We start from the raw sequence: 25,989 nt of genomic DNA on the forward strand, positions 1-25,989 counted from the left end.
GCGGGCCGGCGCCCGGCGGGGTCGTCGCCGGGCCCCGGCCCAGGGCGCGGCGGCGGGGCGGCCGACCGCCGGAAGCGGGAGCGTCGTTCGAGGTCATGGCCTCCGCAGGCTACCGCTACCGTCCGCGCAGGCGTCGTACGAGGATGCTGGCGTCGCCCCGGCTCTCCAGGTCGGCGAGGACCACGGCGACCGCCTCGCGGACGATGCGGCCGCGGTCCACGGCGAGTCCGTGCTCGCCGCGCAGGACGAGACGCGCGTGCTCGAGGTCCATCAGTTCCTCGGCGGACACATACACGGTGATCTTCTCGTCGTGACGCTCACGGCCACTGGGCCGCCGCGCCGCCGCTCTTCCCCGCTGCTTGCGCGGGGCCGCTCCCTCCTGCGCCGTCTGGCGCCGCCCGGAGCCCGTCGCGCCACGGCTGCGGGACTCCCCGCCGTCGGCCGGGTCCGCGTCCGCCGCGGCGTGCTCCGCGCCCTCGCCGTCGCCGCCCCGTACGGGCACCGACTGCGGCGCGTCCTCCTGCGCGGCCGCCGCGTCCCCCTCCCCCGCGGGCGCGGGAACGCGGGCCTCGCCGTTGGCGCGCCGGGGGGTGGACGCCTGGAGCGCCATCCCCCCTGTCGTACGGAAGAGTTCGTCGGCCCCCGGCAGACTCACTCGGCGTGACACCGGGCGAGCACCTCCCTGGCGAGCTGGCGGTAGGCGGCGGCACCGACGGAGTTGGACGCGTACGTGGTGATCGGCTCACCGGCGACCGTGGTCTCCGGGAAGCGGACCGTACGCCCGATGACCGTGTGGTAGACGTGGTCGTCGAACGCCTCGACCACCCGCGCGAGCACCTCACGGCTGTGCACCGTGCGCGAGTCGTACATGGTGGCGAGGATGCCGTCGAGCTCCAGGTCGGGGTTGAGCCTCTCCTGGACCTTTTCGATCGTCTCGGTCAGCAGCGCCACACCGCGCAGCGCGAAGAACTCGCACTCCAGCGGCACGATCACCTTGTGCGCGGCGGTCAGCGCGTTGACCGTCAGCAGGCCCAGCGAGGGCTGGCAGTCGATCACGATGTAGTCGTAGTCGTCCATCAGCGGCTTCAGCGCCCGCTGGAGGGTCGACTCGCGCGCGACCTCGCTCACCAGCTGCACCTCGGCCGCCGACAGGTCGATGTTGCTGGGCAGCAGGTCCATGTTGGGGACCGCCGTCTTCAGCAGCACCTCGTCGGCCGCCATGCCCCGCTCCATGAGCAGGTTGTAGACGGTGAGGTCGAGTTCCATCGGGTTGACACCGAGCCCGACCGACAGCGCGCCCTGCGGGTCGAAGTCGACGAGCAGCACCCGGCGTCCGTACTCCGCGAGCGCGGCACCCAGGTTGATGGTCGACGTGGTCTTGCCGACGCCGCCCTTCTGGTTGCACATCGCGATGATCTTCGCGGGGCCGTGGTCGGTCAGCGGCCCCGGGATCGGGAAGTACGGCAACGGGCGTCCGGTCGGACCGACGCGCTCACGCCGCTGGCGCGCCGCGTCGGGCGCGAGCGTGGCCGCGTACTCGGGATCGGGCTCGTACTCGGCGTCGGGGTCGTAGAAATGCCCCTCGGGCAGTTCGTCGTAGTCGGCGAGCTGGTTGTGGGGCGCGCCACTTCCGTCGCCGGCCATGGCGTTCACGTGATGGCCATCCATGCTCTGGTGTGCTGGGAGAGTCACCCCTGGAGCCCGGTGACTCCGATGGGCTGCGAAGGTGCGCACAGCTACGGAGCCGACAGCAGCGAATCCCGCGGGCTCCTGGTCCGGCGCAGGCATTCCTGGTTGACCACCCCCGGGAGTAAATGTCGACTCATTCACAAGTCGTCTTACCTCCTTGGTGACCAGGAAACTTCTAGACAGGTCAGCGTGGCACCATGCCGACGTTTGGCGACTCTATGGCGTGTCGGCCGTCCGCAGCAACACAATCCGCCGGACCCGGCCCGATGTGTCGGCAATGAAACATCCCTCTGTCAAGGGCGTACGGCCGTCGCACGGCAGGTTTCACGGGTGTGCGAATCGGTAGAAGGGTTACGTTCGAGGCGAGTTGTACAGGAATCAGGAAGTGACCATACACACATCCGGCCGGACCTCGTGGGACAAGGTCCGGCGTGGTGCGTGACGTTGACGACTCGAGTTGACGTGTCGCCTTTGCCAGAGGGTGACTTGGTCGACTTACCGCCCTGGCGGCTCAGCCGAGCAGCGCGGCGGGGTCGACGTGCTCGAGGCCGTGCGCCTCGGCGACCTCCCGGTAAACGACCTTGCCGTCGTGCGTGTTGAGACCCCTGGCGAGCGAGGGGTCGCGGCGCAGCGCGTCCGCCCAGCCGCGGTCGGCGAGTTCGACGATGTACGGCAGCGTGGCGTTGGTCAGCGCGTAGGTCGAGGTGTTGGGCACCGCGCCGGGCATGTTCGCGACGCAGTAGAAGACCGACTCGTGGACCGTGAAGGTCGGTTCGGCGTGCGTGGTCGGGTGGGAGTCCTCGAAGCAGCCGCCCTGGTCGATCGCGATGTCGACAAGGACACTTCCCGCCTTCATCCGCGAGACCAGCTCGTTGGTGACCAGCTTCGGCGCCTTGGCGCCCGGGACCAGCACCGCGCCGATCACCAGGTCGGCCTCCAGGCAGGCCTTCTCCAGCTCGAAGGAGTTGGAGACGACCGTCTGGATCCTCGTGCCGAAGACCTTGTCGGCCTCCTTGAGCTTGTTGATGTCCTTGTCGAGCAGGGTCACGTGGAAGCCCATCCCGATGGCGATCTGCGCGGCGTTCCAGCCGGAGACCCCGCCGCCGATGACGACGGCCCGGCCGGCCAGCACCCCGGGCACGCCGCCGGGGAGCACCCCGCGGCCGCCGTGGGCGCGCATCAGGTGGTAGGCACCGACCTGGGTGGACAGCCGCCCCGCGACCTCGGACATCGGCGCGAGCAGCGGCAGTGCGCGGCTGGGCAGTTCGACGGTCTCGTAGGCGATCGCGGTGGTGCCGGACTCCAGCAGGGCGTCCGTGCACTCCTTCGACGCGGCCAGGTGCAGGTAGGTGAAGAGGGTCTGGTCCTTGCGCAGGCGGTGGTACTCCTCCGCGACGGGCTCCTTGACCTTCAGCAGCAGGTCGGCGGCGGCCCAGACCTCGTCGGCGGTGTCCAGGATCCGCCCGCCCGCGGCGATGTACTCGCCGTCCGGGATCGAGGAGCCGACGCCGGCGCCGCGCTCGATGACGACCTGGTGGCCGTGGCGCACCAGCTCGTGCACGCCGGCGGGGGTGATGGCCACCCGGAACTCGTTGTTCTTGACCTCGCGGGGAATGCCGACCTTCACGGGGATCACGGTCCTTGGCTCAGAGGGTAGGGGATATCACTACACATACCCGGGCACACGTGGGCACACCGGGAGGGACCGCAGAAGATGGTGCGGCAGAGCCAGTTTAATGAAGGCGTTCTCGCTGTCCAGCCTTCCTTTGCATCAATCTTCCGCAGATGTGCTGCGGATTTCGCAGGCGTTAGCTCCGTGTTCCGCCTCGGAGTCGTCTTCCGGGGCCTCGTCGGCCAGCATTCGCTCGGCCGTGCCCCGGTGCAGCGCGGCGGACGCGGGGTCGCCGAGGCGCTCGAAGGAGTCGGCGAGCCGCAGGTGCAGCGCGGCCTGCAGGCGGGTGTCCTCGGCCCGGCGCGCCCACTCCACGGCCTCCCGGCAGGTGCGCAGCGACTCGTCGGGCCGGCCCGCGTACTCCTGCACCCGGGCCAGTTCGCTCAGGGCACGCGCCTGCGCGGGCACATCGCCGCTCCTGCGGTGCCCGGCGACGGCCGCACGCCAGTTGCGCAGTGCCTCGCCGTAGCGCCCCGCGTAGGTGTGGGCGGCGCCGATCCGGCCGTAGAGCCGGGCGGCCTCGGGGTGCTCGCCCCGGGCGAGCCGTTCGGACAGGGCCCGGCCGAACCAGTCGGCGGCCCGGTCGAAGTCCCCGAGTTCCAGATGCGCGCCGCCTACGGATTCCATCGCGCGGCCGGTCGCGTACGGGTCGTTCGCCTCGCGTCCGGCGTCCAGCGCGGCCCGGTAGCGGGTCAGGGCGTCCGCCGTGCGGCCGGTGTGGGCGTCGAGGTCGCCGAGGTTCAGCAGGGCCGCCGCCCGCTCCCGGGGCAGTCCGCGGCGCTCGGCGACGCCGAGGACCAGGCCGTGGATGTCGTACAGGTCGCTCGCGGCGGCCCGGGTGCCGAAGTGGGCGGCCATGGCGCGCACCAGCTGCGACATCAGCCGTCTGGCGAGGGTGTCCAGCTCTCCGTCGGCGACCGCCAGCCGGGCGGCGGCGAGCAGCGCGGGCCGGCGCAGCCGCAGCCAGTCGGCGGCGGCCCGGGCGCTGGGGAAGCGCAGGGCGCGCGGCATGCCGAGGAGCTTCTCGCGGGCCTGGGCGCTGTCGGTCTCGGTGATCGCCCTGCACGACTGGAGCAGCCGTACGGTCCGCTCCAGCATGCGGGCGCGGGCCAGCTGCAGCTCGCCCGGCTTCTCGTGCCCGGCCGCGAGGTCGTGCAGCACGGAGTGCAGGCAGCCGGGTACCCGGTACTGCGGCTGGGCGGATCCCACCGAGTGCAGCAGACCGTGGGCGGCGAAGTCGTCCAGCGTGGTGCGTACGGCCTCCACGGAGCAGCCGGCGAGGGCGGCGGCGGTGTGCGGGTCGACCAGGCCGCCGGGGGCCAGAGCAAGCAGCCGCAGGGTCCGGGCGGCGCTCGCGGGCAGCGAGTCGTGCACCAGCCGGACCACGCGGCCGACGACGGTGCCCTGGCCGGTGTCGGTGTTCAGCTGCCTGGCGAGATCGGCGACGGCGGCCTTGGGCCGGGCGGCGAGCCAGCCGCCGGCCAGCACCAGGGCGGCCGGCTGGCCCTGGCACTGCTCGGCGAGCCGCTCGGCGGCCCGGGGGTCGACCGTGATGCGGACCGATCCGGTCAGCCGGGACAGCAGTTCCACCGAGGACTTGGTGTCGAGGCCGCCGAGGGTGCAGGGGCGGACGTCGGCGATGCCGGTCAGCGGCCCCGAGGAGACGGTGACGGCGAGACAGTCCGGGTTGTCCGGGAGCAGCGCGTCGACCTGCTCGGCGTCGGCCGCGTCGTCCAGCAGCAGCACCGCGCGGCGGTCGGCCAGGGCGGTGCGCAGCGCCTCGGTGAGATCGTCCTCGGGGGCCCCGGCCGGCGCGGGCGCCTGAAGTACGTCGAGCAGTTCCCGCGCGGCGCGTCCGACCGGCACGCGCGTGCCGTCGGGTTCGCTGAGCCGGGCGCGCAGGGACCCTCCGGGATAGCGGTCGGCGACCTGGCGCACCAGTTCCTCGGCGAGGGCGCTCCGGCCGGAGCCGGGCCGGCCCGCGATGAGCAGCACCCGTGCGCGGGGGGCCTTGCGGCCGGAGAGCGTGTCCAGTCCCGCGCGCTCGATGTCGGCGCGCAGTTCCTTCAACTCTCTCGTACGGCCCAGGAATCGACCTTCCGGGGCAGCGTCCCGGGGGAGCCGCACACCGTTCGGGTCCACCGCCTGATCCGTCACGGGCCACACTCCCGTCCCACCGCACGCGCAAGCCCGCCGGGTCTTCCGGATCGGGTGTTTTCCAGAGCCTAGTTCACGCTCTGCGACGTTCCGTGAGGAGCGCGGCGCGGGGGGCGAGACTCCCCCGATCGGATCAACAGATCGTACGACCGACGGCTTGGGAGCGCCGGTGAGGAGGGCGCGGAGAACGGCCCGACCGGTCGCGACACGGCCGGGTTGCCATCACGGCACTCCCGCCCGCGTCACACCTCGAACGGCCGCGCCGGCCACGGTGCCTGCGCCGGGCGCAGCGCGTCCAGGCCGTCACCGGTCCGCGCGGCGACGAGCGAGAGGACACCCACCACCAGACAGTTGTTGTGCAGTTCACCGGCCAGCACACCGCGCGCCAACTCCTCGACGGAGAGCCGGGCGAGCTCCATGTCCGCCTCCTCGTCCTCCACCGCGAAGCGGTCGCCCTCGGCCTCGGACAGCCCCCGCGCGAGGAAGATCCGCACGGCCTCGTCACAGCCGCCGGGCGTGGTGTAGACGTCGGCCAGCACCCGCCAGTCCTCCGCCTTGACGTGCGCCTCCTCGTACAGCTCGCGCTGGGCGGCGTGCAGCGGGTTCTCGCCGGCCACGTCGAGCAGACCCGCCGGGATCTCCCACAGCTTCTGCCGCACGGGGTGCCGGTACTGGCGCAGCACCAGGACCCGGTCGGCGTCGTCCAGGGCGAGGACGGCCACGGACCCGGGGTGGACCTGGTAGTCGCGGCGGACCACGGTGCCCCCGGGCATCACCACATCGTCCGTACGCACGGAGGTCTTGGCCCCCGCGAACGGGGTCCGGGTCCCGCGGACCTCCCACTCCTCCGGGGTGTCCTTGATCGTCATGCCCGTCCTTCCCGACGTTCCGCTCTCGCGCGCGTGCCCGGCCTGCAATGCGCGTGCCCTGGGTGAAGAAAACAGCCGGGGCGCGTTCCCTTTGAGGGTTCGCACCCCGGCAACCGTACAACCGGGTGTGTTACTTCGAGATCTTCCGCTCGACCGAGGCCTTCACCAGGCCCGCGAAGAGCGGGTGCGGACGGGTCGGACGCGAGCGCAGCTCCGGGTGCGCCTGCGTCGCGACCAGGTAGGGGTGCACCTCGCGCGGGTACTCGACGTACTCGACGAGCTTGCCGTCCGGGGAGGTGCCGGAGAAGACGATGCCCGCCTTCTTCTCCAGCTCCGCGCGGTAGGCGTTGTTCACCTCGTAGCGGTGCCGGTGGCGCTCCTCGACGTACTCCTTGCCGTCGTGCACCTCGCGCACGATCGAGCCCTCGGCCAGCTTGGCCGGATACATCCCGAGCCTCATGGTGCCGCCCATGTCGCCCTCACCGGCGACGATGTCCAGCTGCTCGGCCATCGTGGAGATGACCGGGTGGGAGGTGGCCGGGTCGAACTCGGTGGAGTTGGCGTCGGAGATGTCCGCGAGGTGCCGCGCGGCCTCGATCACGATGCACTGCAGCCCGAGGCAGAGTCCCAGCAGCGGGATCCGGTTCTCGCGGGCGTACTTGATCGCGCCGACCTTGCCGAGCACACCGCGGTCTCCGAAACCGCCCGGGATGCAGATGCCGTCGACGTCACCGAGCTGCGCCTGGGCGTCGGCCGGGGTCTTGCAGTCGTCCGAGGTGACCCACTTGATCTTCACCCGGGCCTTGTTGGCGAAGCCGCCCGCGCGCAGCGCCTCGGTGACCGAGAGATAGGCGTCGGGCAGGTCGATGTACTTGCCGACCAGGGCCAGGGTGATCTCGTGGTCGGGGTTGTGGACCCGGTCGAGCAGGTCGTCCCAGGTCGTCCAGTCCACGTCACGGAAGGGCAGGTCCAGCTTGCGGACCACGTAGGCGTCCAGGCCCTCGCCGTGCACGGTCTTCGGGATGTCGTAGATGGAGCGGGCGTCGGGGCAGGCCACCACGGCCGCCTCGTCGACGTCGCACATCAGCGAGATCTTCCGCTTGATCGCGGTGGGCACCTCACGGTCGCAGCGCAGCACGATCGCGTCCGGCTGGATACCGATGTTGCGCAGCGCCGCAACCGAGTGCTGGGTCGGCTTCGTCTTCAGCTCACCCGACGGGCCGATGTAGGGCAGGAGAGAGATATGGACCACGAACACGTTGTCGCGGCCGACCTCGTGCCGCACCTGGCGGACGGTCTCCAGGAACGGCAGCGACTCGATGTCGCCGACCGTGCCGCCGACCTCCGTGATCACCACGTCGACCTCGTCGGTCGCCATCCGGCGGATCCGGTGCTTGATCTCGTTGGTGATGTGCGGGATGACCTGCACGGTGTCGCCCAGGTACTCACCGCGCCGCTCCTTGGCGATCACCGTGGAGTAGATCTGGCCCGTGGTGACGTTGGCCGAGCCGTCCAGGTCGCGGTCGAGGAAGCGCTCGTAGTGTCCGATGTCCAGATCGGTTTCGGCGCCGTCGTTGGTGACGAACACCTCACCGTGCTGAAAGGGGTTCATCGTGCCCGGGTCGACATTGAGGTACGGGTCCAGCTTCTGCATCACGACGCGCAGACCACGGGCCTTGAGCAGCATGCCGAGGCTGGAGGCGGTGAGTCCCTTGCCGAGGGAGGAGGCGACACCCCCGGTGACGAAGATGTGCTTGGTCGTCGACGCTTTGCTGTTGCGGAAAGCAGCGGGCTGCATGGCCAAGAGGGGGCTCCCGTGGTCGCGGTCTGTGGGTGCGGTTCCGGGGTTTCTCGCCCACCGGTCCACGGGCTACCAGCGTATCAGCGCCGCGCGGCGCCGGCTCACGGCCACGCTCCGCGCACGCGTCGGCACAGGATATGCGCCGGACACCGGACCGGCACCGCTCGGTCACTCGTCCGGCGGAGGCGCGTTGTCCCGAGCGGCACACAGATCATCTACGTGCGTCGTATCCTGCTCGGACACTCGCTGCCGAGCCAGGCCGGCCGAACGGCACCACCCCCGCCCGTAAGACCCGGAACAACGTGAGCTCGTCAGTTCGTTGAGAAACAGTTGGCGCTTGCCATCAAGGCCGAGTGACTGCTGTGCTTCACAGCTCAACGACGTATGACAAAAACCCTGACCGCACTAGCGACAGCCCCCTCGCGGGGTGACGTGGCCGTTCGACTGGAGATGCACGTGGCCGGGCGCATCGAGGACTACGCACTCATCGGAGACATGCAGACAGCGGCGCTGGTCTGCCGGGACGGCACGGTGGACTGGCTGTGCCTGCCCCGCTTCGACTCGCACGCCGTCTTCGCCGGCCTGCTGGGCACCGAGGATCACGGATTCTGGCGGCTGGGCCCCGCCCACGCCGCCGGCGCCGAACCGCCGAGCGCGACCCGGCGCGGCTACCGCGGCGACTCACTGATCCTGGAATCGGAGTGGGAGACGCCGCGCGGCACGGTCCGGGTGACGGACTTCATGCCCCCGCGCGACGGCGCCCCGCAGCTGATCCGCATCGTGGAGGGCCTCTCGGGCCGGGTGCCCATGCGCTCGACGCTCCGGATGCGGTTCTCCTACGGCCGGATCGTCCCGTGGGTGCACCGGCACGAGGGGCGCACGGTCGCCGTGGCCGGCCCGGACTCGGTGTGGTTCGACACCTCCGCCGACACCTACGGCGAGGATCTCACCACGTACTCCGACTTCACCGTCGCGCCCGGCGAGCGGATCGCCTTCACCATCTCCTGGGAGCCGTCGCACAAGCAGCCGCCGGCCCTGCCGGAACCGGAGCAGTCGCTGGAGGCGACGGAGGACTTCTGGCGCGAGTGGGTCGAGCACTGTACGTACCACGGCCCCTACCGCGAGGCCGTGATCCGTTCCCTGATCACGCTGAAGGCGCTGACGTACGCCCCGACAGGCGGCATCGTCGCCGCGCCCACCACCTCCCTGCCGGAGGACATCGGAGGCGTCCGCAACTGGGACTACCGCTACACCTGGCTGCGCGACGCCGCGATCACCCTGTCCTCGCTGCTGCGCACCGGATACCGCGAGGAGGCCCGCGCCTGGCGCGAGTGGCTGCTGCGCGCGGTGGCGGGCGACCCGGAGAACCTGCAGATCATGTACGGCATCGCCGGTGAGCGCGAGCTCGGCGAGGCGGAGCTCGACTGGCTGCCCGGCTACGAGAACTCCGGCCCGGTCCGGGTGGGCAACGGCGCGGCGCACCAGCTCCAGCTGGACGTGTACGGCGAGGTCACCGAGGCCCTGCACCTGGCCCACATGACGGGCCTGGCCCGCAACGACTACGCCTCGCTGCTCCAGCTGAAGCTGATCCGGTACCTGGAGAAGCACTGGACGGAGCCGGACGAGGGCATCTGGGAGGTGCGCGGCCCGCGCCGCCACTTCGTGCACTCCAAGGTGATGGCCTGGGTCGCCGTGGACCGCACCATCAAGCTCGTCGAGTCCGGTGACGCCGACGGCCCGCTGGAGGAGTGGAAGCAGCTGCGCGACGACATCCACCGGGATGTGTGCGAGAAGGGCTACGACAAGGAACGCAACACCTTCACCCAGTCCTACGGCTCCAGGGAACTGGACGCCGCCCTGCTGCTGATCCCGCAGATGGGCTTCCTGCCGCCGGACGACAAGCGGGTGATCGGCACCATCGAGGCGATCCAGCGCGAGCTGTCCACCTCCGACGGTTTCATCCTGCGCTACCCGACGGAGGGCCGGGACGAGGGCGTCGACGGACTGCCGGGCGACGAGGGCGCGTTCCTCGCCTGCTCGTTCTGGATGGCCGACGACCTGGCGATGATCGGCCGGGTGGACGAGGCGCGCAAGCTCTTCGAGAGGCTGCTCGCGCTGCGCAACGACCTCGGCCTGCTGGCGGAGGAGTGGGACCCGCACCTGCAACGGCAGGTCGGCAACTTCCCCCAGGCCTTCAGCCACGTCCCCCTCATCGACACGGCGCTGCGCCTGACCGCTTCGGGAGCCTACGGGGGCTGAGCGCGGCTGCCCGGGCGCGAGCGCGGTCGGCGTCCGCTCGCCGCCCGGGTCTCCCGCCGTGGCCGGGACCAGGGCGATCCCGGCCGGCCCGGCCGCGGCGTAGCCGCTCCTCCTGGGCTGATGTCCATGGCCGCGCCGCGACCCGGCCGCCCCCGCCCCGACCCCGGCCGTGCGTGCGCCGGGGACGACCGCGCGGGTAGCGTCCCGGTATGGACAGCGGATACGACACCCGGGGTGCCGGAATCACCGTGCGGCGCGCCCTGGACCTCCCGGGCCTGCGCAGCGGTCTGCCGGAGGTCCTCGCCGGTGCCGACCGGCTGGAGCGCACGGTGCGCTGGGTGCACGCGGGTGAGGTGCCGAACATCGCGTCGCTCCTCAAGGGCGGCGAGCTGCTGCTGACCACCGGGTACGGCCTCGGCACACGCCCGGCCGACCAGCGGGCCTTCGTACGCACGCTGGCCGAGCGCGGCATCGCGGCGCTCGTGGTGGAGCTGGGCCCGCGCTTCACCCGGCTCCCCGCCGCCCTCGTCGACGCGGCCCGGACGGCCGGGCTCCCGCTGGTGCAGCTGCACCGGGAGGTGCCGTTCGTGACGGTCACCGAGGAGATCCACACCGAGATCGTCAACGGGCACTACGCGCTGCTGCAACGCGCCGAGGAGGTGCACCGCCGCTGCACCGAGGCGCTGCTCGGCGGCGGCGGGGTCCCGCAGGTCCTGGAGATCCTCGCGGGGTTCACCGGCAACCCGGTGTTCCTGGAGACGACCGACGGACAGCTGCTGTACGCGGCCGGCGAGGGCCCCGAGGGCGCGGACCCGCTCCAGGTGTGGGAGGGGCTGCGCGACCGGCACCAGGACGACCCGCCGGCCGGTTCGGCTCTCGTGGACGTGCCGGGCGGCGGCCCCGGCAGCGGTGGGGTACGGGCGCGGCTGGTGCTGCTGCCGGTGCGCAGCACGCCGCAGCCGGTGCACCGGCTGGCGGCCGAGCGGGCGGCGGGCATCCTCGCCGTGGTGCTGATGCAGGCCCGTCAGGAGGACGAACTGGCGGCGCGGGGCCGCGGCGACTTCCTCACCGACCTCGCCGAGGGACGGATCACCGCGCCGGACGCGCCCGCGCAGGCGCGGGTGCTGGGCTTCAAACCGGGTGCGGGGCCGCTGCTGCCGGTGGTGATGCGGCTCGGCGACGCGCTGCCACCACAGGGGGGCGGCTGGGCGGTGCTGGCCCGCGCGGTGGGCGAGGAACTCGCCGCGCTCGGGGTGCCCGTACTGCTCGGCGTACGGCCGGTGGAGGGGCGGGTGCCGCTGCTGCTCGGGCTCCGCGCGGAGGCGGACCGGTCGGACGTCGCCGACCGGGTGGCGGCGGCGCTGCGGGCGGGGGTCGACCGCGCGGGGATGCTGCGGCCGGGTGGCGGGCCTCCCGCCGTGGTGGTCGGGCCGGCCGGCGACTGGGCGGCGGCGTCGACAGGGCTGCGGCACGCGGCGGAGACGGCGACCGCGGCGCAGGGCCTGCCCGACCGGCCCTGGTACGACGCCCGCCGGCTGGACATCGACCTGCTGCTGTGGCGGCTGCGGGAGCACCCGGACCTGGCGGCGTTCGTGGACCGTGCGATCGGCCCGGTCCTGGACCACGACCGGCGCTCCAGACCGCCGCTGCTGCCCACCCTGGAGACCTATCTGGCCCATGCCGGACGCAAGGCGGAGACGGCCAGGGAACTGCATCTGAACCGGCAGACCCTCTACAACAGGCTCGCCCGCATCGGTGAGTTGCTGGGCACCGACCTCGACGACCCGCAGACGGTCCTGGCGCTGAGCCTCGCCCTGCGGGCCCGGCGGCACGTGGCCTGAGGTCAGACCATCGGCCGGGGCCGCGTCAACTCGTCGTACACGCTGAGCACCTGGGCGACCGTCTCGTCCTCCGTCGGCCAGTCCGCCGCCTGCCGTACGCCCCGTTCCCTGAGCTGATCCCGCCGCCCGGGATCGCCGAGCAGCCCCGTGACGGCGTCGGCGAGCGCCCGCGCGTTTCCGTACGGGACGAGTTCGGCGGCGTCGCCGACGAGTTCGGGGATGCCGCCCACGCGGGTCGCGACGAGCGGAAGGCCCGCGCGGAGGGCCTCCTGGGCGAGCGGGGAGCGGGCCTCGTACCGGCTCGGCAGCAGCGCGATGTCGGCGGCGGCGAGCAGGTCGGTGACGTCCTCGCGCCGTCCGACGAGCCGGACCGGCAGTTCCTCGTCCTCGATCCGGCGCTGGAGTTCCCCGCGCAGCGGTCCTTCACCGGCGAGCACCACCAGCGGCACCGGGTCGAGCCGCCGCCAGGCGTGTGCGGCGTCCAGCAGGACGTCGTAGCCCCGGTGCCGCTCGAGTGAGCCCACGGCGATGAGCAGAGGGCGGCCGATGGCGCCGAGTTCGGCCCGGATCTTGGGCCGCAGCCGGTCGGGATCGTCCGGCGCGGGAGACGCGGAGCGACCGGGGAGGGAGACGGCGGCCAGTCGCGCGTCCCTGGCTCCCGTGCGCCGCGCCCGGTCGACGAGCGCCGAGGTGGTCCCGAGCACCACGGTCGCCGCTCTGACGACCCGCCGCTCCAGCAAGCGCAGGAAGTGGGCGCGCGGACCCTCGGCACGTGGCCGGTCGTGCCAGGTGACGACGAGCGGCGTGTGCCGTCCACCGAGCGCGAGCACCGTACGGAACGAGGCGTGCAGCCCGTGCGCGTGGACCAGGTCGGCGCCCGTGCAGGCGGCCCGCAGCGCGGCCACCGACCCCGGGTCGCTGCTGCGCGGCACGTGCACGTGCTCGGCGCCCGCGCCGGTGAAGTCGTAGGTGTGATCCGCCTCCACGGGGGCGCACACCGTGACCCGCACGCCCCTTGCGACGAGCCCCGCGGCCAGGGAGCGCACATGGGCGCCGCTGGCGGTGTTGCCGCCGCCCAGCACCTGCACGGTGCGCATCGACGACTGGCTGCTCACGGGGGTCACGTGGCCGGGCTCCTGGTTCGGGTCGGGCGGTCACGACGAACGTACAGAAGGATCGCGCGGAGGGGGTGTACCGCGGTTTCCTACGCGTACTGCGTCAAGCATGCCAGGACGCGTACCGGTCCCGGGAACCACCGGAGCACGGACGCGAAACCGTCCGTGACGCCGGATCACCCGTACGAGTGACGCACGCGCCTTCGGATCCCAGCCGGCGGGCGGCGGGCGGTCGGACCGCTCCGCGCTCGCCGTCCCCGGCTCGCCGTCCCCGCGCGCCGGCCGGGCCCGGAGGCCCGGCCGGCCGTCGCCCGGATGAGGAGGGCGGCGCCGGTGAGCGGCGCGACCGGCCGCTATCCGTCCGCCCGCGCGGTCGCGAGCAGCTCCTCCGCGTGCGCGCGGGCCGTCTGCGAGTCCTCCTGGCCGGCCAGCATGCGGGACAACTCCCGGATGCGGTCCTCGCCTTCGAGCACCTTCACCCCGGAGCGGGTGACCGACCCGTCGTCGGTCTTCTCCACCAGCAGCTGCCGGTCGGCGAACGCGGCCACCTGCGGGAGGTGCGTGACGACCACGACCTGCGCCGTCCTGGCCAGCCGGGCCAGCCGCCGCCCGATCTCCACCGCCGCCTTGCCGCCCACACCGGCGTCGACCTCGTCGAAGAGATACGTCGGCACCGGATCCGTCCCCGCGAACACGACCTCCACGGCGAGCATCACGCGCGAGAGCTCACCGCCGGACGCCCCCTTGGCGACGGGCCGGGGCGGTGCACCGGGGTGGGGGGCCAGCAGCAGCTCGACCTCGTCCGCGCCGGACGGCCCGTAGGCCACCGTGCGGCCGCCGACCTCGACGCCTTCCGGGTCCTCGGTCTGCCGGATGTCGAACGACACCCGGGCGTGAGGCATCGCGAGGGAGGCCAGCTCCGCGGTCACGGCCGCCGCGAACCGCTCCGCCGCCTCCGTCCGCGCGTCCGTCAGCTCCTGGGCGAGGACCCCCAGTTCCGCCCGGAGCGCGTCACGTTCGGCGGTGAGCTCCCCGATCCGCTCGTCGTCGCCCTCCAGCTCGGTCAGCCGCGCGGCGCTCCGCTCCGCCCACGCCAGCACGGCGGAGACGTCCTCCCCGTACTTCCTGATCAGCCCGGTGAGCGCGGCCCGCCGTTCCTCGACCGCCGCCAGCCGCAGCGGATCGGCGTCCAGGCCGTCGGCGTAACCCGCCAGTTCCCCGGCGACGTCGCGCAGCAGGATGCCGATCTCGCCGATCCGGTCGGTCAGCGCGGCCAGCACCGGATCGTGCGCCCGCACCGCCTCCAGGGACCGCTGGGCGCCCGCCACGAGCGTCCCGGCGTCCACGCTCTCGAGGTCCTCCGGACTGCCCGCCAGCGCGGAGTGCGCGACCGCCGCGGCCGACGCCAGCGCCTCGGCGTGCCCGAGCCGCTGGGCCTCCTCCGCCAGCTCCACGTCCTCGCCCGCACGGGGCTCCACGGCGGCGATCTCCTCGAGTCCGAAGCGCAGCAGGTCCGCCTCCTGGGCCCGCTCACGCGCGCGCGTGGTGATCTGTTCCAGCTCGGTGGCGACCGCCCGCAGCCGTTTGTACGCCTCGCCGTACTTGCCGAGCGGCACGGCGACCGCGTACCCGGCATACCGGTCGAGTGCCTGCCGCTGCCGGGACAGCTTCAGCAGTCCCTGCTGGTCGGTCTGCCCGTGCACGGCCACGAGGTCGTCCGCGAGCTCCGCGAGCAGTCCCACCGGCACACTTCTGCCGCCCAGGTGCGCCCGGGAGCGCCCCTCGGCGGAGACCGTACGGCTGATCAGCAGAGTCCCGTCATCCAGTTCGGCCCCGGCCTCCTCGGCCCGCACGACGGCCGCGGCGCCCTCGGGCACGGCGATCCGTCCCTCGACGACCGCGCTGCGCGCGCCGATCCGCACCAGGGCCGCATCCGCGCGGCCACCCAGCAGCAGGCCCAGACTGGTGACCACCATGGTCTTGCCCGCACCCGTCTCGCCGGTGACGGCGGTGAAGCCGGGCGACAGCTCGACCACAGCGTCGTCGATGACCCCGAGCGACCGTATCCGCATCTCCTCAAGCACGCCCCCGACCATACGAGGTTTCGCATGTGGTGTGCGACGCCACCCCGCCCGTCCGGCGTCACCGCAGGCCGTGCCCTGCCGACGGGTTCGCCGGCTGGACGGGCGTTCCCCGCTGCGGCGGGGACGGTCCGGGCGTACGCGTTCGGGACGGGTCGCGGATACGTTGCTCCACGCAGACGCGGGGATCCGGGGCGCCCGGCGCGCCCGCCGCGCCCCACCGTGCCTAGTGCGGCGCCCCCCGCCACCCCGACACCGGCAGCGCGAACTTCGCCACCAGCCGGTCGGTGAACGAGGCATGGTGCAACCGGGCCAGCCGCACCGGCACGGCTCCCCGCCGTACCTCCACCCGCGCGCCGACCGGCAGCTCGACGGTCCGCCGCCCGTCGCACCACAGCACCCCCGGAGGGACGTGCGGCAGCATCTCCACCGCCAGCACCGAGTCCGGCGAGGTCACCAGCGGCTTGGCGAACAGCGCGTGCGCACTGATCGGCACCATCAGCAGCGCCTCGACCTCCGGCCACACCACGGGCCCGCCCGCGGAGAACGCGTACGCGGTGGAGCCGGTGGGGGTCGCGCAGACTATCCCGTCACAGCCGAAACCGGTGACCGGCCGTCCGTCGATCTCCAGCACGACCTCCAGCATCCGCTCGGCGGACACCTTCTGCACGGCCGCCTCGTTCAGCGCCCAGTCGGTGTGGACGATGTCGCCGTTGCGGTGCACCACGACGTCGACGGTCATCCGCTCCTCGACCTCGTACGCCCGGTTCACCACCCGGTCGACGACCTTGTCGAGGTCGTCCCGCTCGGCCTCGGCGAGGAACCCGACCCGCCCCAGGTTGACGCCCAGCATGGGCACCCCGGAGGCGCGGGCGAACTCGGCGCCGCGCAGCAGCGTGCCGTCACCGCCCAGCACGATCAGCAGCTCGCAGTCGTCCAGGCAGTGCGGGGTGGCTTCCTTGACGGTCTCCACATCCTCCGGCAGCGGCAGGTCGCGGGCCTCGTCCTCCAGGACCCGTACGCCGAGGCCGGAGCGCAGCAGGCCCCTGACCACGAGTTCGGCACTGCGGATGGCCGCGGGCCGCCCGGTGTGCGCCAGCAGGAAAACAGTACGAGCTCGGTTCTGCGTCAACGCGGCCCCTCCGCCACAGCACGGTCAACATCGGCCGGGTCCAGTTCCGGTGCCCCGGCCCGCAGCCACAGGAAGTACTCGACATTCCCGGAGGGCCCGGGCAGCGGACTCGCCGTCACGCCCTGCGCCCCCAGTCCCAGCTCCCAGGCGCGGCCGGCCACCCCGCGCACGGCCTCGGCACGCAGTTGCGGGCTGCGGACGACTCCGCCGCTGCCCAGCCGCTCCTTGCCCACCTCGAACTGCGGTTTCACCATCATCACCAGGTCGGCGTCCGGCGTCACGCACCTCTTCAGTGCGGGCAGCACCAGCCCGAGCGGAATGAAGGACAGATCCCCCACGACAAGATCCACAGGCTCCCCATCGATGACCTCGAGCGTCAACTCCCGCACGTTCGTACGGTCCTTGACGGTGACGCGTTCATCGTTGCGCAGAGACCAGGCGAGTTGTCCGTATCCGACGTCCACGGCGACCACGTGCGCCGCACCCGCGCGCAGGAGGACGTCGGTGAAGCCGCCGGTGGAGGCGCCGGCATCCAGAGCACGCCGCTTCGCCACGACCAGGCCGCGCGGCACGAACGCCTCGAGGGCGCCGGCCAGCTTGTGACCGCCGCGCGAGACGTAGTCCGGGTCGTCGGTGTCCTCGGTGACGACGATGGCGGCGGCGGTCTCCACCTGCGTGGCGGGCTTGGCCGCCACCGTCCTGCCGACACTGACCCGCCCGGCGGCGATCAGCTGGATGGCGTGCTCGCGCGAGCGCGCGAGCTTACGGCGGACCAGCTCCGCGTCGAGACGGCGGCGTGCGACTCCTGCCACGTTCGGTTCAGCTCCTGTGTACGTGTGCCGTGTGCGTCGGGGGCACGACGGGCCTCAAGGGGTGGTGGTCGGATGACGGGCGGGACCCGCGGGCCCCGGGCCGGCGTCGAGCGCGGTGAGCTCGTCGCGCAGCCCCCGGTGCACATCCTCGTACACCTGGACATGGCCGTCCGTGGTGAGGTCGTCGGCGTCGGCCAGCCGCTCCACGTGGGCGTCCACCACGGGGTGTCCGGTGGGTGCGCGCGGCACGTCCAGGGGAGCGGGGCCGGCCGGGCCGTCGTCGGGCGGCTGCGGCACGGACCCGGTGCGCTCCGGCTGCACGGAATCCGTCTGCGCCTCCACCGCCCGCGGTACTGCGTCGTTCATGCCCCGACGCTACCGCGAACGGCTGCGGTACCGTCGTCCGCGATGGCCACGATCGAGGAGTGCCGTGCCGCACTCGACCAGCTTTCGGACAACCTGGGCGGCGCCGAGGGGGACGTCCGCGCGGCCGCGGCGATGGACCGGTCGGTCAGCTGCCACCTCACCGACCTGGACGTGACCTTCGCCGGCCGGCTCGAGGGCGGCCGGATCGAGGTGCACGACACGTTCGCCGGCCCGCCGCACGAGAGGGCCCAGATCAGGCTCGCCCTGGCGGGCGACGACCTGGTGGCCCTGGTCGGCGGTGACCTGCACTTCGCCAGGGCCTGGGGTTCGGGCCGGGTGCGGCTGGAGGCGGGGCTTCGCGACCTGTTCCGCCTCAGAAAGCTCCTGTGACTCCTCGGGGGACCGGAGGAGGCCTCCGGGACGCCCGGGAGCCCGGGAGAGCTCTGGAGCGTCCGTGCCGTCAGGAAGCCTTCGCCGCGGTCACCCTCTCTGCCTTCTCGGCCCTCTCCGCCTTGTCCCTCGTCCGGGCCTTGCGCGCCGCCGGTATCACCAGCGGGGTGCCCGTCTCGGGGTCGTCGATGACCTGACAGCGCAGCCCGAAGACCTCCTCCACCAGCCCGGCGGTGACGATGTCCTTCGGCGCGCCCTGGGCGATGATCCTCCCCTCACGCAGGGCGATGAGATGGGTGGCGTACCGCGCGGCGTGGTTGAGGTCGTGCAGTACGGCGACGAGGGTGCGCCCGTGCTCCTCGTGCAGGTCCGCGCAGAGGTCGAGCACGTCGATCTGGTGCTGGATGTCCAGGTAGGTGGTGGGTTCGTCCAGCAGCAGCAGCGGGGTCTGCTGGGCGAGCGCCATGGCGATCCACACGCGCTGCCGCTGACCGCCGGAGAGCTCGTCGACATGGCGTTCGGCCAGCTCGGCGACGCCGGTGCGGGTCATGGACTCCCGGACGACGCGCTCGTCCTCGGCGGACCACTGGCGCAACAGGCCCTGGTGCGGGTAGCGGCCGCGGCCCACCAGGTCGCCGACGGTGATGCCGTCGGGGGCGATCGACGACTGGGGCAGCAGTCCCAGGGTCCGGGCGACCTTCTTGGCGGACATCGACTGGATGACCTGCCCGTCCAGCAGGACCCGCCCCTCGTTCGGCTTGAGCATCCGGGACAGGGCACGCAGCAGGGTCGACTTGCCGCAGGCGTTGGGTCCGACGATCACGGTGAAGGAGTTGTCGGGTATCTCCACCGACAGCTGTTCGGCGATGACCCGCTGGTCGTAGGCCAGGGTGACGTTCTCGGCGGACAGTCGGTTCACGGTGTTCCTCCGGTGGTTCGGCCCGCTGCGGGATGTGCTGTCGCCGCTCATATCCGGCCCGCCTTGCGCTCGGTGACCAGCAGCCACAGCAGATAGACACCTCCGAGCACGCCGGTCACCACCCCCACGGGCAGTTGTTCGGCGCCGAACGCCCGCTGGGAGATCCAGTCGGCGCTGACCAGGAGGGCGGCCCCCATGAGCAGCGACGCCACCAGGTTCGGGCCCGGTGAGCGGGTCAGCCGCCGGGCGAGCTGCGGCGCGGTGAGCGCGACGAAGGCGACCGGTCCGGCCGCGGCGGTGGCGGACGCGGTGAGCAGTACGGCCGACAGCAACAGCAGCAGCCGTACGCGCTCCACGCGCACGCCGAGGGCGTAACTGACGTCGTCGCCCATCTCCATCAGCTTGAGCCCGCGCGAGTTGGTGAGGACCAGCGGTACGAGGACCGTGCACAGGGCGAGCAGCGGCCAGACCTGGTCCCAGTCGCGGCCGTCGAGGGACCCGGTCATCCAGACGACCGCGCGGGCCGCGTCGACGATGTCGGACCTGGTGAGCAGATAGCCGTTGACCGCGGTGACGACCGCGGAGACACCGATCCCGACCAGGACGAGGCGGTAGCCGTGCACCCCCCGTTTCCAGGCGAGGACGTAGATGGCGAACCCGGTCACCAGCCCGCCGGCGAGCGCGCCGAGGGCGACCTGGCCCGCGCTGCCGGAGAACAGCACGATCACGGTGAGGGCGCCGGCCGTCGCCCCCTGGCCGAGGCCGAGGATGTCGGGGCTGCCCAGCGGATTGCGGGAGATCGTCTGGAACAGCGCGCCGCCGAGCCCGAGCGAGGCGCCGACCAGGAGCCCGACCAGGACCCGGGGCAGCCGCAGCTCGTTGACGATGAACTCCTGGCCGGCGTCGCCCTCCCCGGCCAGCGTCCTGATCACGTCGGCGGCGGGGATCGGGAAGTCCCCGGTTCCGATCAGTACGACGCTCGCCGTGAGCGCCACGGCCAGCAGCAGCAGGGTGACGGCGGCGGCACGCACGTCCAACCGGACCGAGAGGCCGCCTGGGGTCCGCACCACGCGGTTGGTCTTCACAACTGGGCCGTCCTCCGCCGTCGCACGAGAAAGATGAAGACCGGGCCGCCGAGGATCGCTGTGACGATACCGACCTGGAGCTCGGCGGGCCGGGCCACGACGCGGCCGATGACGTCGGCACCGAGCAGCAGCACGGGCGACAGGACCGCCGCGTACGGCAGGATCCAGCGCAGGTCCGGCCCGGTGAAGGAACGCACGACGTGCGGCACCATCAGGCCGACGAACACGATCGGCCCGCAGGCGGCGGTCGCGGCCCCGCACAGCACGGTCGCGGCCAGCATGGACAGCGCCCGGGTGCGGTTGAGGTCGGCGCCGAGCGCCTTGGCGGTGTCGTCGCCCATCGCCATGGCGTTCAGCGGACGGGCGAGCGACAGTGCCAGCAGCGTCCCGACCAGCAGGAACGGCGCCACCTGCCGGATGGTCCCCTCGCTCGCGGAGGCCAGCGAACCCACCGTCCAGAACCGCATCCGGCCCAGCGCCGCCTGGTCCAGGATCATGATGGCCTGGAGATAGCCGTACAGGGCCGCGCTGATGGCCGTACCGGCGAGCACCAGCCGCACCGGGGTCGCGCCCCGGCTGCCGCCCAGGAACCACACCAGCGCGCCCACGGCCGCCGCTCCGAAGAACGCGAACCACACGTATCCGGACAGCGAGGTGACGCCGAGGAAGGTGATGGCCGTGACCACGGCCGCGGACGCGCCGGCGTTGATGCCGAGCAGTCCGGGATCGGCCAGCGGATTGCGGGTCAGCGCCTGGAGGACCGCGCCCGCCAGGCCGAGCGCGGCACCGGCGAGCAGTCCCAGGAGGGTTCGTGACAGCCTGTCCGCCACGACGACGTCACCGTAAGTGCCGGAATCCTCGAACAGGCCGTGCCACACCTCGTCCAGGGACAGCTCCTTCGCACCGATCGCGATACTCGCCACCATGACGCATACCAGCACCATGACGGAGAGGAGCAGCCCGAGGAGGCGTACCGCCCGGCGGTTCCGGGGCGCGGGGGCGGTGTCCGCGCGCTGTTCGGGGGGACTCTCGACCAACACGCGGTTAGGTTAGCCTACCCTGCTGATCGATCACGATCCGCGGGCCCCGCATTCCCCGGTGACGCGGGGGTCTCACCACCCCAGACGGGCCAGCGCCTTACCGCTGTCCAGCTCACAGGAACCCGCGCCGGCGGCCGTCCACGCCGCCGCGCACAGCGCCCGCAGGCCGTCCAGCGCACCACCGTCACCGTCGAGTTCCAGCTCCTCGGCCCCGGCCGTCGCCGTCCAGCCGCCGCACCGGAACCCGCCTCCCGCCGGGACGACCTCCGGCTGCCCGGTGAGCATCCCGCGCAGGTCGGCGTCGACATACGTCGGCCGGTGCCGCGGCGGCGCGGCGAGCAGCAGCGCGCCGTCCGTCACTCCGGTCAGCACCAGCAGTGAGTCCACCTCGCCGTTGAACGCTCCCTCGATGTCCGTGTCCAGCCGGTCCCCCACCACCAGCGGCCGCCCGGCCCCCGTCCGCAGGATCGTCTCCCGGTGCATCGGCGGCAGCGGCTTGCCCGCCACCTGCGGCTCGGCGCCCGTGGCGATCCGTACGACCTCCACCGCCGCGCCGTTGCCCGGGGCGATGCCCCGCCCGCTGGGAATCGTCAGGTCGGTGTTGGACGCGAACCAGGGCAGCCCGCGCGCGACGGCGTACGACGCCTCCGCGAACCTGCCCCACTGAAGCTCGGGCCCGCCGTACCCCTGCACGACCGCCACCGGGTCGTCGTCCGCCGACTCCACGGGCTCCAGCCCGCGTTCCCGCAGCGCCACCCGCAGCCCCTCGCCGCCGACCACCAGCACCCGGGACCCCGGCGGCACCTGCTCGGCGACCAGCCGGGCCACCGCCTGCGCGGAGGTGATGACATCGTCGGCCTGCGCCGGTATGCCCAGCTCCGTCAGATGGGCGGCCACGGCGTCCGGAGTACGCAGCGCGTTGTTGGTCACGTAGGCGAGCCGCATACCGCCCGCGCGGGCCACGGCCAGCGACTCCACCGCGTGCGCGATCGCGCTTCCGCCCGCGTACACCACACCGTCGAGGTCGAGCAGCGCCGTGTCGTACGCCTCGTCCAGGGCCTGCCCACTGCCCGCGGGCCTCGTCCTGACGCTCCGGCTCATTCCGCATCGCTCCTCGTTCGACGGCTTTCCCCCGATCATCCCCCATCCCACCGGCCCCCGTACGATGCCGGGATGAACACTGCAGGTCACTCGAAGGCAATGGCGCCCCGGGGCCTGGAACTCCACCCGTTCCGAGGCCTTCGCTACGACCCCGACCGGGTCGGCAGCCTGGCCGCCGTGACATCCCCGCCGTACGACGTCGTCGTCCGCCCCGACGGCCTGCACCACCTCCAGTCCGCCGACCCCCACAACATCGTCCGGCTGATCCTGCCCGAGGCCGCCACACCCGAGGCGCGCAACGCCCAGGCCGCCGAGACCCTCCGCCGCTGGCGCTCCGAGGGCGTACTGACCGCCGACCCCGAACCCGGCCTGTACGTCTACGAGCAGCGCGACGGCGACGGCATGGTGCAACGCGGCATCATCGGTGTCCTGCGCGTCTCCGACCCCGAGGAGCAGCTGGTCCTGCCGCACGAGGACGTCATGGCGCACATCGTCGCCGACCGCGCGGATCTGATGCGGGCCACCTCCGCGAACCTCGAACCGCTGCTGCTCACCTACCGCGGCGGCGACGGCCCGGCCACCGCCGTCGCCGCTCTCCTCGAACGCACGGCGAAACGGCCGCCCCTGCTGGCGACCACCACGGAGGACGGCTTCCACCACCGCCTGTGGTCCGTCACCGACCCCGCCGACCTGACCGCGGTCCGGGAGGAGCTGGCCGGTCACCAGGCTCTCATCGCCGACGGCCACCACCGCTGGGCGACCTACCGACGCCTCCGTGCGGAGCACACCTCCCCCGGCCCCTGGGACCACGGACTGGTACTCCTCGTCGACACGGCCCGCTACCCCCTGCGGGTCCGCGCCATCCACCGCCTGCTGCACCGGCTGCCCGTCGCGGACGCCCTGGCCGCGCTCGACGGCCGCTTCCGCGTCCGCCGCCTCGACGTGCCGCAGGCCGAGGCGATGGACGCCCTGGCCCGGGCCGCCTCCGCGGGCAACGCCTTCCTCCTCGCCGGGGACGGCGCCTTCCACCTCGTCGACCGGCCGGATCCCGAGCTGACGGCCCGTACGGTTCCGGCCGACCGTCCGGTGGCGTGGCGCACCCTGGACGCGGCGGTCCTGCACGCCACGCTCCTCGATCACGTCTGGCGCATCCCCGACTCTCCCGCCCACATCGCGTACATCCACGACGCGACGGCGACGGTCGAGAAGGCGGAGCGCGACGGCGACACTGCCGTGCTGATGCACCCGGTGCACGAGGACGTCGTCCGCGACCTCGCCCGTCAGGGTGTCACGATGCCGCGCAAGTCGACGTCGTTCGGCCCCAAGCCGGCTTCGGGTCTGGTGCTGCGGGCGCTCGATCTGTGACCGGCTGACCGGCCGGCTCCGGCGACGACGACGAAGGGGCGGGCCTCGTTACGAGGCCCGCCCCTTCCCGCGCGCATGCGCACTGTGCCGTGGACGTCAGTCCTGGTCGGCGTCCCGCGTGTCCCGCGTGTCCGCCGCGTCCTGCTCGGCGGAGGCGGCCGGGGCGGCCTCGTCCTCGTCGAGCGCGTCCATGAACTCCACACCGTCCAGCTCGGCCAGCCGGTCGGAGGCGTCGGTGCTGCCGTCCCGGTCGGCCTCCACAGCCTTGGCGAACCACTCCCGTGCCTCGCCGGTCCGGTCGGCCGCGAGCAGCGCGTCCGCGTACGCGTAGCGCAGCCGCGCGGTCCAGGGCTGAACGGAGTGGGACGCCAGCTCGGAGCTCTGCAGCGTCACGATCGCCGCGTCCAGCTGTCCCATGTCACGCCGGGCACCGGCCGCGACGAGCCGCATCTCGACCTGGTCGGCCTTGTCCAGCTTCTGCACCTCGGGTGCGCCGGCCATGTCCAGCGCCTTCTCCGGCCGTCCGAGCCCGCGCTCGCAGTCGGCCATCAGGGGCCACAGCTCCACGGTGCCGGTCATCCGCCGCGCGGCCCGGAACTCGGCGAGCGCCTCGGAGTACTTGTGGCTGGCGTACGCGGCGAACCCGGCGGCCTCCCGGACGGCGGCGACCCGCGAGGCCAGTCGCAGGGCCACCTTGGAGTAGCCGTACGCGCCTTCGGGATCCTCGTCGATCAGCCGGGCGACCATCACCAGGTTCTTGGCGACGTCCTCCGCGAGGGTCTTGGGCAGGCTCTGCAGCTCCTGCCGTACATCCTTGTCGATCTCGTCGCCCGTGACGTCCTCGGGGATCGGCAGTCGCTTGATCGGCTCCCGGTCCCGGTCACGGTCGTCACGGAAGCGTCCCCCGCCCTGCCGGTCGTCCCGTCCGCGGTAGCCGCCGGACCGCCCACCCCGATCACCCCGGTCGTCCCTGCGGGGACCACGGTCCCGGTCGTCCCTCCCCCGGAACCCACCGCGCTCGCCGCCACGGCTGTCCTCACGCCGGAACCCACCACGGTCACCACCACGGCTGTCCTCACGCCGGAACCCACCACGGTCACCACCACGGCTGTCCTCACGCCGGAACCCACCACGGTCACCACGGTCGTCTCGACGGAAACCGCCTCGATCGCCCCGGTTGTCGGTGCGCTCGGCGGTGCGGTTGTCGTCGCGACGGAAGCTGCTGCGGTCCCGGTCACCACCACGACTGTCGTCACGGCGGTCATCGCGGCGGCCATGACCCCGGTCGTCGTCCCGACGGAAACCACCGCGGTCGCCACGGTCGTCGCGGCCGCGGTAACCACCACGGTCCCCGCGGTTGTCGTCATGACGGACGCCGCCACGATCGCGGTCACCACCACGACTGTCGTCACGGCGGTCGTCGCGGCCGCGGTAACCACCGCGGTCACCACGGTTGTCGTCACGACGGAAACCGCCACGGTCCCCGCGGTTGTCGTCATGACGGACGCCGCCACGATCGCGGTCACCACCACGACTGTCGTCACGGCGGTCGTCACGACCCCGGTAACCACCACGGTCACCACGGTTGTCGTCGCGCCCACGGAAGCCACCGCGCTCCGGCCGGCCACCGTCGCGGTCATCACGACGGAATCCCCTGTCGCGGTCTGCGCCCCGGTCGCGGTCGTCGCGGCGGTCGTCACGCCCTCGATAGCCACCGCGGTCGCCACGGTTGTCGTCACGACGGAAACCGCCACGATCCCCGCGGTTGTCGTCACGACGGACGCCGCCACGATCGCGGTCACCACCACGACTGTCGTCACGGCGGTCGTCACGACCCCGGTAACCACCACGGTCACCACGGTTGTCGTCGCGCCCACGGAAGCCACCGCGCTCCGGCCGGCCACCGTCGCGGTCGTCACGGCGGAAGGGGGGACGGTCGCCGTCCCTCCGGGGACCGCGATCGCGGTCAGTGTCCCGGCGCGGGCCGCCGCTCGGGCCGCCCCGGCCGGTGCGGTCCGAGGGGTCGCCACTCTCCCGTCGCCTCTGGTCGCGCTCCGGTCGATCGTCGGGAGAGTTGGTGGACATGGGTGACTCCTGTCTTCGGTACTGCAAGCATAAATAAAAAAGGACCCCTGGTCCCAGCTGAACGCTGGGACCAGGGGTCCTTCCAAAGATTGTTCGGCGGCGTCCTACTCTCCCACAGGGTCCCCCCTGCAGTACCATCGGCGCTGTAAGGCTTAGCTTCCGGGTTCGGAATGTAACCGGGCGTTTCCCCTACGCTATGACCACCGAAAC

21 protein-coding genes and 1 rRNA gene are annotated in these 25,989 nt (G+C 72.6%); 5 read left to right on the forward strand and 17 right to left on the reverse strand.

What is annotated here, in order from left to right; translation table 11 throughout:
* Positions 1–115: 115 nt before the first annotated feature.
* From HTV45_RS31935 to HTV45_RS31960, 6 genes are all read right to left on the reverse strand, one after another.
* Positions 116–667 carry a hypothetical protein gene (locus HTV45_RS31935; protein WP_215209389.1) on the reverse strand — a complete coding sequence of 184 codons (552 nt, stop codon included), beginning with the start codon at positions 665–667 and terminating at the stop codon, positions 116–118.
* Complete coding sequence (locus tag HTV45_RS31940) at positions 652–1,788, reverse strand: ParA family protein (protein WP_181007356.1); 1,137 nt, start codon at positions 1,786–1,788, stop codon at positions 652–654. Before HTV45_RS31940 ends, HTV45_RS31935 begins: the two co-directional genes overlap by 16 nt.
* Before the next feature lie 412 nt (positions 1,789–2,200).
* On the reverse strand, positions 2,201–3,325 hold the full coding sequence (gene ald, locus HTV45_RS31945) for an alanine dehydrogenase (RefSeq protein WP_215209390.1): 1,125 nt from the start codon (positions 3,323–3,325) through the stop codon (positions 2,201–2,203).
* A 135-nt stretch (positions 3,326–3,460) separates the two neighbouring features.
* Positions 3,461–5,518: a tetratricopeptide repeat protein gene (locus HTV45_RS31950; RefSeq protein ID WP_215209391.1), complete on the reverse strand. Its 2,058-nt coding sequence runs from the start codon at positions 5,516–5,518 to the stop codon at positions 3,461–3,463.
* A 242-nt stretch (positions 5,519–5,760) separates the two neighbouring features.
* Positions 5,761–6,387, reverse strand: coding sequence for an NUDIX hydrolase (locus HTV45_RS31955; protein WP_215209392.1), 627 nt, complete (start codon positions 6,385–6,387; stop codon positions 5,761–5,763).
* Positions 6,388–6,517: 130 nt separating this feature from the next.
* Positions 6,518–8,185, reverse strand: coding sequence for a CTP synthase (locus tag HTV45_RS31960; RefSeq protein WP_215209405.1), 1,668 nt, complete (start codon positions 8,183–8,185; stop codon positions 6,518–6,520).
* Positions 8,186–8,644: 459 nt separating this feature from the next.
* Between HTV45_RS31960 and HTV45_RS31965 the strand changes: the two genes are divergently transcribed.
* Positions 8,645–10,447 carry a glycoside hydrolase family 15 protein gene (locus HTV45_RS31965; protein WP_215209406.1) on the forward strand — a complete coding sequence of 601 codons (1,803 nt, stop codon included), beginning with the start codon at positions 8,645–8,647 and terminating at the stop codon, positions 10,445–10,447.
* Positions 10,448–10,656: 209 nt separating this feature from the next.
* Positions 10,657–12,288 (forward strand): PucR family transcriptional regulator, encoded by a 1,632-nt coding sequence (locus HTV45_RS31970; protein ID WP_215209393.1) that lies wholly within the window; start codon positions 10,657–10,659, stop codon positions 12,286–12,288.
* A gap of 2 nt (positions 12,289–12,290) precedes the next feature.
* Here HTV45_RS31970 and HTV45_RS31975 read toward each other — a convergent pair whose 3' ends face one another.
* The 5 genes from HTV45_RS31975 to HTV45_RS31995 all read right to left on the reverse strand — a co-directional run bounded on the left by HTV45_RS31975 (position 12,291) and on the right by HTV45_RS31995 (position 17,794).
* The gene (locus HTV45_RS31975) at positions 12,291–13,412 is read right to left on the reverse strand and encodes a glycosyltransferase family 4 protein (RefSeq protein WP_215209394.1); all 1,122 of its coding nucleotides are present in this window, start codon (positions 13,410–13,412) and stop codon (positions 12,291–12,293) included.
* Between the two features lie 344 nt (positions 13,413–13,756).
* Positions 13,757–15,499, reverse strand: a complete 1,743-nt coding sequence (recN, locus tag HTV45_RS31980) for a DNA repair protein RecN (RefSeq protein ID WP_215209395.1) — start codon at positions 15,497–15,499, stop codon at positions 13,757–13,759.
* A 211-nt stretch (positions 15,500–15,710) separates the two neighbouring features.
* Positions 15,711–16,616, reverse strand: coding sequence for an NAD kinase (locus tag HTV45_RS31985; RefSeq protein WP_215209396.1), 906 nt, complete (start codon positions 16,614–16,616; stop codon positions 15,711–15,713).
* Complete coding sequence (locus tag HTV45_RS31990; protein ID WP_215209397.1) at positions 16,613–17,428, reverse strand: TlyA family RNA methyltransferase; 816 nt, start codon at positions 17,426–17,428, stop codon at positions 16,613–16,615. Before HTV45_RS31990 ends, HTV45_RS31985 begins: the two co-directional genes overlap by 4 nt.
* A gap of 54 nt (positions 17,429–17,482) precedes the next feature.
* Entirely contained in the window at positions 17,483–17,794 is a 312-nt protein-coding gene (locus HTV45_RS31995) for a hypothetical protein (RefSeq protein WP_215209398.1), read from the reverse strand.
* A gap of 42 nt (positions 17,795–17,836) precedes the next feature.
* On the opposite strand from HTV45_RS31995, the gene HTV45_RS32000 reads away from it, so the two are divergent.
* Entirely contained in the window at positions 17,837–18,184 is a 348-nt protein-coding gene (locus HTV45_RS32000; protein ID WP_215209399.1) for a sterol-binding protein, read from the forward strand.
* A 70-nt stretch (positions 18,185–18,254) separates the two neighbouring features.
* On the opposite strand, the gene HTV45_RS32005 is transcribed toward HTV45_RS32000, so the two are convergent.
* The 4 genes from HTV45_RS32005 to HTV45_RS32020 all read right to left on the reverse strand — a co-directional run bounded on the left by HTV45_RS32005 (position 18,255) and on the right by HTV45_RS32020 (position 22,329).
* A complete protein-coding gene (locus HTV45_RS32005) occupies positions 18,255–19,154 on the reverse strand; it encodes an ABC transporter ATP-binding protein (RefSeq protein WP_215209400.1) in 900 nt (299 codons plus the stop codon).
* The gene (locus tag HTV45_RS32010; RefSeq protein WP_215209401.1) at positions 19,151–20,188 is read right to left on the reverse strand and encodes an iron chelate uptake ABC transporter family permease subunit; all 1,038 of its coding nucleotides are present in this window, start codon (positions 20,186–20,188) and stop codon (positions 19,151–19,153) included. Before HTV45_RS32010 ends, HTV45_RS32005 begins: the two co-directional genes overlap by 4 nt.
* Entirely contained in the window at positions 20,185–21,228 is a 1,044-nt protein-coding gene (locus HTV45_RS32015; protein ID WP_215209402.1) for an iron ABC transporter permease, read from the reverse strand. Before HTV45_RS32015 ends, HTV45_RS32010 begins: the two co-directional genes overlap by 4 nt.
* A 72-nt stretch (positions 21,229–21,300) precedes the next feature.
* Positions 21,301–22,329 (reverse strand): HAD hydrolase-like protein, encoded by a 1,029-nt coding sequence (locus tag HTV45_RS32020; RefSeq protein ID WP_215209403.1) that lies wholly within the window; start codon positions 22,327–22,329, stop codon positions 21,301–21,303.
* 72 nt (positions 22,330–22,401) lie between these two features.
* Between HTV45_RS32020 and HTV45_RS32025 the strand changes: the two genes are divergently transcribed.
* The gene (locus HTV45_RS32025; RefSeq protein WP_215209404.1) at positions 22,402–23,694 is read left to right on the forward strand and encodes a DUF1015 domain-containing protein; all 1,293 of its coding nucleotides are present in this window, start codon (positions 22,402–22,404) and stop codon (positions 23,692–23,694) included.
* Positions 23,695–23,790: 96 nt separating this feature from the next.
* Here the strand turns inward: HTV45_RS32025 and HTV45_RS32030 are convergent, their stop codons facing one another.
* The gene (locus tag HTV45_RS32030) at positions 23,791–24,549 is read right to left on the reverse strand and encodes a tetratricopeptide repeat protein (RefSeq protein WP_215209407.1); all 759 of its coding nucleotides are present in this window, start codon (positions 24,547–24,549) and stop codon (positions 23,791–23,793) included.
* Positions 24,550–24,969: 420 nt separating this feature from the next.
* Here HTV45_RS32030 and HTV45_RS32035 point away from each other — a divergent pair, with 420 nt between their 5' ends.
* Positions 24,970–25,785: a hypothetical protein gene (locus HTV45_RS32035; RefSeq protein WP_215209408.1), complete on the forward strand. Its 816-nt coding sequence runs from the start codon at positions 24,970–24,972 to the stop codon at positions 25,783–25,785.
* 85 nt (positions 25,786–25,870) lie between these two features.
* Here HTV45_RS32035 and rrf read toward each other — a convergent pair.
* Positions 25,871–25,987: ribosomal RNA gene (gene rrf / locus HTV45_RS32040) — 5S ribosomal RNA — on the reverse strand.
* Between the last annotated feature and the right edge of the window lie 2 nt (positions 25,988–25,989).

It is taken from the genome of Streptomyces sp. CHD11, from assembly GCF_018638295.1.
Classification (GTDB): Bacteria; Actinomycetota; Actinomycetes; order Streptomycetales; family Streptomycetaceae; genus Streptomyces.